A 6,919-nucleotide genomic window follows, 5' to 3' on the forward strand; every position below is an offset into this window, starting at 1 on the left:
TATTAATTTTTTAAAATTTATTATAAAGCGAACTAATAGGCTTTAAATACAAGAATTATTAGGTCATAGTAGCCCAAAAACAACTATGATTTATACCCATGTAAGCACAAAAAGTATTCAGCAAATTAAAAGTCCATTTGATGATTTGTAGGAATAAAAAAAATACTATATTTGGTAAACGCTACTTTATAGCGCATATACACCCAAAAATGGGTAGATTAGCGCTATAATGTATCGCATATAAACAAGTTGGCAGTAATTGTATCGCAGAATCGTTAAAATTGAAGTTTAATTGAAAAATTAAAATGGAACATCTGAAAAAATATTGGTATATTATAGTTGCTTTTTTTGTATTCTTTATGTTTTATAAACCAATATTTTGCTTTTTAATATTGGGGCTAATTATAATGTTTTTAGCAATAAGTAGTTTATCTTTTTTTGATTATATAAATAAAAATGGAATAAAAACTAATGGAAAAATATTATCATACGAATCGGACGAAGATGGACATAAAACTCCAATCATTGAATTCAAAACTTTTGATGGAAAATTTGTATCAAAAAAACCGCATTATTACGCTTCTACCGATTTAAGCTTTTTTAAAACCTATCAAAATAACATAAACCAAATTGTTGAAATAATTTATAGTCCAAAGAAACCAGAAATGTTTGTCATAAAATCTGAAAAGAACTTTAATTATGGAAGCATAATTTTTATGCTTATTATAAGTTTAATTTTTTTAGGAATTGCTATTGGTAAAATATTGGGGTTAATAAAAATCGAAATGTGAAAATAGAATAACAAAAAACAACTACTGCCAACACACGTTTGCTGCAATGGCTTGGGCTTGGTTTTTTCTTGCGAAAAAACGCTGTTAACTCCAATCTTATTTGTATGTTTGTAATGGTCGGTCTTTAATCACAAGCCACTGACAGCAAGCGTGGGAACGTTAGCGGTCAGGCTAAAAGACGACACGACAATGACAAGAACATTAATAATAATGGGATTAATAACGACAATTCTAAACTTGTTTGGCTGTTCAGGACAGACAAAGAAAAACGATAACGGACTTTCCAAAGAAATGGAAGAGCAACTTTCCAATTCAGTTGAAGCATTTAAAAACAGACCAATTTATAAAGAACTGACTGAACAAATTATTGACACAACTTCAGACGAGAATTTATTACAAGTGGTTTTTGACAACCTTTCTGAAAAACAACCCACCGATTTCGAAAAGGAATATGAAACGGTAATGTCTTGGAACAAATCAAGACAAGCGATTTATATGATTTGGGCATTAGAAGCAGAGGTGAATAATGGCGGTTACAACCAATTTTATTTCAATTCAAGCGGACAATTTTATAAACATTTACCTGACGCTTTAAAACTTGTAGGAGCACCAAAATTTGCTGACTTGACCAAACGAGCCAACGACACATTTGAAAAGAAGAACCCGAAAATAACTCAACACCAAGACGGAACAATTGAAGGATTTAGCAAATCATATGACGACAATCCATTAAACGACTTTGATACGGAATTTTACGAACTTTACAAGAATGAAAACTTGCAACAAATTCAAGTTGACTTCATAAGGAAAAACAAAAAGGAATTTATAGACAAATGACAGAAGAAATAGAAGCCCGAACCGCTAACAGGCGTTTGGCAAAAAAGCGGGTTCAGTGCTTAAATGAAGTTTTGTGCTTCGTATCAAGTTCAGTGCTGGCAGACAGCTTAGTGCTTCGAAATCCGCTTCTTCGCCAAGCGCCAAAACGTTGTAAGTAATTTGAGAAATAGGATGAAAAAAGAATTAATACTTAGATTTTTTAGAATCGTTTTAGCAATGACTTTAGGTATAATTCTGTTTCCTTATCTAGAAAATATAATTACTAAATATTCAGATGAACTAGCTTTGACCTTTCTGATTTCAATCTTTTTAATTAAAATTTTCTCAATTTTAATATTTTTTATAATACAATTAATTAAAAAGGCTCTTTTAAATGAAAAGAAAAGGGAAAATAATTTACTTGAAAATATCCATTATTTACTTCGATTAGTTTTGCTAACAATCTTTGTAGTATATGGATTGACGATTATCGAAAAATTATGGGTCGGATTGAGTTTAATAGCAATAGAAACTTTTGGAATATTGACTAACAACGAATTTGAACGAAATAATAAAACTGAATAGTAAAATTAAAACTACTTACAACACCGTATAAAAAAAATTGCTAGTTTTAGCTAAACCAAAGTTAGTTGCCCGTTTGCTAGCTTCTGATTTTCCTTCGGAAAATCCTAGCACACAAACACGCAACTTTCCTTATACATCAACGTTGTGCGTCAGCTTGGAGAACCGAAACCGACAGAATAATGTTTTCATAATATTTAAAGTTTTAAATATGAGTTTAAAAAATATCAATCCGAATATTGGTAAATTTATGGAAAGCCCAATAATGAAGAATATTTTAGCAATGCAATCCCAACCTGCTCCAAAAATTCTAATTAATGAAAATCCCGTACACAAAACAAATAAAACAATTGAAGAACTTAAAGAAACAATTGTACAGCAAGGAATATCAGCAGAAAAACAAACTAAAAACAATACACGTCTAACATATTTAGCTTTAATTTTTGCATTCATATCTATTGTGCCAGTTTTAAGAGAATATATTCCCATATTTGAAACCAAAAAATTCGATCGTGATATATACGAATTGAAGAACAAAGTATTATCCCTATCAAACACCAACCTTGAAAATCAAGTGAGAATATTGAATGTAGAAAACGAATTACTGAAAGCCAAAAAGACTTATGAAAAAGAAAAAAAGATGCCATAATAATTAATTTAAACTTGTGTTTCTCTTAATGCGGTGGAAACACCAAACCGAAAAAATAAAGCCGAACGCACAACAGCAGTTACACAAGATGCAAGGATTTATTGGAATTGCCGTTTCGCATTGAACTTTTTACTTAAATAGAAAATATGCAGTCACGAAGCCTTGCACCTCGTGTAGCTGCGGAACGTTAATATCAAGCTTACACAAAGCAAGACAAACGAAATGCTATATTATCATTTCCAAAAACAAAACAGTCATAATATTCTCCATACCCTCTACTGATGTGAACTAATACTTTTTTATTTGAATTTTTTAATATAAATTCTTTATCTTCTTTTGTTAAAGCGTCTTTATCAAGGTCATTCATTATTTTAATTACAGAATTTGCATCTTTAAATTTTAAATATTTGCAATTAATTTGACCATATCTGTAAATGAAACCCTTTTCATTTTTTAATTCATAATCAGAAGGAACGTCTAAATAAATTTTTAAACTTGTTGAAATCATAGTTTTAAGTATAAAAAGCCTGCTATTAACAGCATATTACCGCTATGGCTTGGCTTGGTTATTTTCCGAAATGTGTCGGCTGACTTAATGTTTATTTTTTGTTTGTTATCTTTGTGATTCAATACGCCCACATCGGCAATATGCGAAACGTTATAAGAAATAGCTACGATTCGTTTTCAAAATAACTTTTAACAAATGGTTCTGACTTAAAAGATTGCACAAATAAATATTGAAAATCTTTTGGTATTTCATCAAGTGCTGCCCTTGTCATAGGAGTGTCGTGAATTAAAAAACCGCCTGTAATAAATTGTTCGCCATCTTTTTCAATAACAGCTAAATGATTTTTTTTGCTATGTCTATTCGCTAATAAGGTAACTTCTTCATAACCATTAGAACTTGGTGTAATGTGTAATATTTTCATAATTACTTTTATTTTTAATTACCCGCTACTTCTTATAACAGGTGTTTGTAAATACCAGCCGAAAATACAATGCGTGTAGGCTGGCATCTACAAGCACCAAAACGTTACAAGTAATTTTTTGAACAACTAAATCTATAAAAAACAACTTAAAAACGGAAAGCTTATGACAAGAAAATCGAGGAAAATATCACTCTATGGTATTATTGGAGTATTTTTATTCACTTTTACAAATTGTGAATATGATGAAAAAAATTATAATTATCAATCAAAAAATAATTCAGAAAAAGAACTAAAAGTATCTAAAGTAAACTATAAACAGTTTAGCAAAAACAGTAAGCTTTTAGATAAATTAGGTAAATTTAGTAATTCTTCTCAACAAACATCAGCTAGACTTGTCTATTCAAACGATAATAGTTTTTATATTGATACAGATTTTGCTTATCTAATTGAAAGCGAAAATGGAGAGCACTCTTATACTTTTCAAATAACGAGACAAAATCCACAATATCTTTTAGAAAACCTTATTGTCAATCAAAATGATAGTTTAGGATATAGTTTGTATATTGCACAATATGATATTAATGAGGTTGAATTAGAACAGTTAAATAATGGTGAAAACCCTAATATTACAAATAAGTTAAGTATTATTCCAATATCTAACAATACAATTAATACAAGTACATTATTTAGTAGAGGGAGTGTTGAAGGAATGTGCTTAACGGTAACAATAATACCTGCAACTAGCTGTTCCTGTAAAGGACATACGATTACTGACCTTCAAAATGGAGAGTCTTGCACTTGTAGTGACTCTGAAACTATTTTCCCAGAACAAACAATTTATTCGTGGGGTCCTTGTGGAGAAGATTCTGGCGGAGGTGGTGGAGACCCTACTGATGGTGGTAATCTTGATAATCCAGATAATGGATTTCCTACTGGACCAGGTACTGGAAGTCCTTCAGATGGCAATTCTGGAACTGGAAATACAATAAACAATCCACCGAATAACTCTAATCCAAATCCTGACAATAGTTTCGAAGACACTAATAACCCAGTTTTAACTACACCAACTATTAATACTAATGTGAAAAATGACCCTTGTAATGAAATAGAAAAGGTCATCGAAAAGCCTCAATTTGTAACAAATATGCAGGCACTAAAAAACAACATAAATGGTACAAAAGAAATAGGATTTATAATAAGAGATAAAGAAGGTACAGATGCTTATTCTCAAATTCTTGAGGGAAATAATAACGGAACCGTAACATATCCTTATCCAGAATCAACACCCGCAGAACTTGATCTTTTATTTAGTTCAGTTGGTACGGCTCATAATCATATTACTACAATAAACACGCAAATTGGTATTTTCACTCCCGAAGATTTAGATAGCTTAGTTTTTAATGGGTTAATAGAAACACATACTCAAAATCCAAATGTAAGCACAATTCCAAAAAAATCTGTTATATTTGTAATAACAGACAAAGGTTTTTTTGCACTAAAAATAAATAATTTAGCAAAATTAATAGCTTTTACAAATTCTTACAGATTATGGTCTTATGATGAAACTAAAGAATATATGGAAGAAACTTTTCAAAACTCTAATGTATATAATATTAGACCGGAATCATCTCATGACGAACAAGTAACAGGATTTCTTAGGTTTATAGAAGACCAAGATATTGGTGTTGATTTGTATGAAGGTGATGATGATAATTTTAATAATTTTTCAAAACTATCACTTGCTAATTTTGGCTATGGCGAAGAGCCATATTCTTTTGTATCAACTCCTTGTAATTAATTTAAATTTTTTATTATGAAAAACACAATTTTTAAACTCAATATAGTATTTTTTTTCTTTCTTTTTTCTTGTAAAAGCATTAGTCAAACCCCTATAGTATGGGGAGCTGATAACGGAACATTACCAAGTGATTTTCAAAGTTCAGGTAATTATTATTATAAAGATATTCCTAATTATTTAGATAACTTTACTGGTACATGGGAGTATGTTAATGGAAATGAAAAATTTCAAATTGTTCTGACAAAAGTAGTCATGTATCATTATATAAGTACAAATTTAAATTTTAATTTTTACGAAGATGGTATTGTTTTACAGTATAAAAAATTCTTAAATAATAACCTCACTTTTGAATCACCCATTTATCAAAATCCTAATTTTAGATCCTTGGATGGTGTAAAATTAAATGGATATGTAAAAGATTATGAAAGAGTAACAAAAACCATTTATTATCCCCAAGTTATGGGAGGAGGAGTTAGAAAGCAAGGTGGTGAGTATTTTGCTCCAGATTGTATTATCGAAAAATTACCTTCTATTTCTGGTCAGCCTGACAAAATAAAATTCAATCTTTATATGCAGCAATCTTGCTGTGGAGAGACTAATAATGAAATTTATGATGGATTGCCTACTTTTAGTATACCTAAAGACATTGAAATGGTAAAACTTTAAATTAAAACTACTTGTAACAATGCATATATTCAATAGCGGTTTTTGGCATTAGTCAAAAGCCGTTTTGTTCTTATAAGGTATGGTAAACAATCAAAAAATAAAGGTATATTTGTCCGCTACTGTAATATATGCTTCAACGTTGTGTGCAAAGCTATAGTCACAAATTAATTTAAAATTTATGAAAGAGAATTTAACTCCGTTTAAAAATTCAAGAACTGGTAAAATAGTCTTTATCCTGAGCATCATTGTGTCTGGATACTGGTGGCTGGGACAGGTCATAAATGTATATAGTTTTGCTTTTGTTGGTGCAATCTTTGAGATTCTGTGGCTTCCAGTTCTAATTATGTTATTTTTGCTTCCAATAATTTCTCTGATATTGTCGATAAAAGAAAAGGTTAATGTAAGATCACTTTATATCTATTCTATGCTCATTAGTGTCACAACTATTTTGTTTATGGTTTTTAGTAAATAAACTCAGAATTATTATGGTATGAAAAAAGCTCTGCACACAACAGCACCTAAAAAAAATTGGCAGTTCAGTGGTTAAATGAAGCTTTGTGCTTCGTATCAATTTCACTGCAGGTAGCCAGTTTAGTGCTGCAAAATCGCCAACTTCTTTTAGCTGCAAAACGTCAGGCTGTGAAAAAACCCTATTTTCTTCCAAATTACCAATTTCAATAACGCGATA

9 protein-coding genes and 1 pseudogene are annotated in these 6,919 nt (G+C 30.2%); 7 read left to right on the forward strand and 3 right to left on the reverse strand.

The features are described 5' to 3' along the window. Positions 1-46 precede the first annotated feature (46 nt). The 5 genes and pseudogenes from ACTF56_RS12530 to ACTF56_RS12550 all read left to right on the forward strand — a co-directional run. Positions 47-151 (forward strand): annotated as a pseudogene (locus tag ACTF56_RS12530) (integrase); the annotation flags it as partial. Between the two features lie 256 nt (positions 152-407). Continuing rightward, a complete protein-coding gene (locus ACTF56_RS12535; protein WP_438967249.1) occupies positions 408-791 on the forward strand; it encodes a hypothetical protein in 384 nt (127 codons plus the stop codon). A gap of 189 nt (positions 792-980) precedes the next feature. Continuing rightward, the gene (locus tag ACTF56_RS12540) at positions 981-1,628 is read left to right on the forward strand and encodes a DMP19 family protein (RefSeq protein WP_438967250.1); all 648 of its coding nucleotides are present in this window, start codon (positions 981-983) and stop codon (positions 1,626-1,628) included. A 171-nt stretch (positions 1,629-1,799) separates the two neighbouring features. Then, positions 1,800-2,192, forward strand: a complete 393-nt coding sequence (locus tag ACTF56_RS12545; protein WP_438967251.1) for a hypothetical protein — start codon at positions 1,800-1,802, stop codon at positions 2,190-2,192. A 37-nt stretch (positions 2,193-2,229) separates the two neighbouring features. Beyond that, positions 2,230-2,838: a hypothetical protein gene (locus ACTF56_RS12550; protein WP_438967252.1), complete on the forward strand. Its 609-nt coding sequence runs from the start codon at positions 2,230-2,232 to the stop codon at positions 2,836-2,838. Between the two features lie 199 nt (positions 2,839-3,037). Here the strand turns inward: ACTF56_RS12550 and ACTF56_RS12555 are convergent, their stop codons facing one another. Together ACTF56_RS12555 and ACTF56_RS12560 are read right to left on the reverse strand one after the other, a co-directional pair. Then, positions 3,038-3,346, reverse strand: coding sequence for a hypothetical protein (locus ACTF56_RS12555; protein ID WP_438967253.1), 309 nt, complete (start codon positions 3,344-3,346; stop codon positions 3,038-3,040). A 163-nt stretch (positions 3,347-3,509) separates the two neighbouring features. Further along, the gene (locus ACTF56_RS12560; protein ID WP_438967254.1) at positions 3,510-3,767 is read right to left on the reverse strand and encodes a hypothetical protein; all 258 of its coding nucleotides are present in this window, start codon (positions 3,765-3,767) and stop codon (positions 3,510-3,512) included. 163 nt (positions 3,768-3,930) lie between these two features. Between ACTF56_RS12560 and ACTF56_RS12565 the strand changes: the two genes are divergently transcribed. Both ACTF56_RS12565 and ACTF56_RS12570 read left to right on the forward strand, forming a co-directional pair. Continuing rightward, positions 3,931-5,565, forward strand: a complete 1,635-nt coding sequence (locus tag ACTF56_RS12565) for a hypothetical protein (protein ID WP_438967255.1) — start codon at positions 3,931-3,933, stop codon at positions 5,563-5,565. Positions 5,566-5,580: 15 nt separating this feature from the next. After that, on the forward strand, positions 5,581-6,231 hold the full coding sequence (locus ACTF56_RS12570) for a DUF6705 family protein (protein WP_438967256.1): 651 nt from the start codon (positions 5,581-5,583) through the stop codon (positions 6,229-6,231). A 406-nt stretch (positions 6,232-6,637) separates the two neighbouring features. Here the strand turns inward: ACTF56_RS12570 and ACTF56_RS12575 are convergent. Then, a partial coding sequence (locus tag ACTF56_RS12575) for a hypothetical protein (RefSeq protein WP_438967257.1) occupies positions 6,638-6,919 on the reverse strand: 282 nt, incomplete at its 5' end.

Source organism: Flavobacterium sp., assembly GCF_965657075.1.
Taxonomy (GTDB): domain Bacteria; phylum Bacteroidota; class Bacteroidia; order Flavobacteriales; family Flavobacteriaceae; genus Flavobacterium.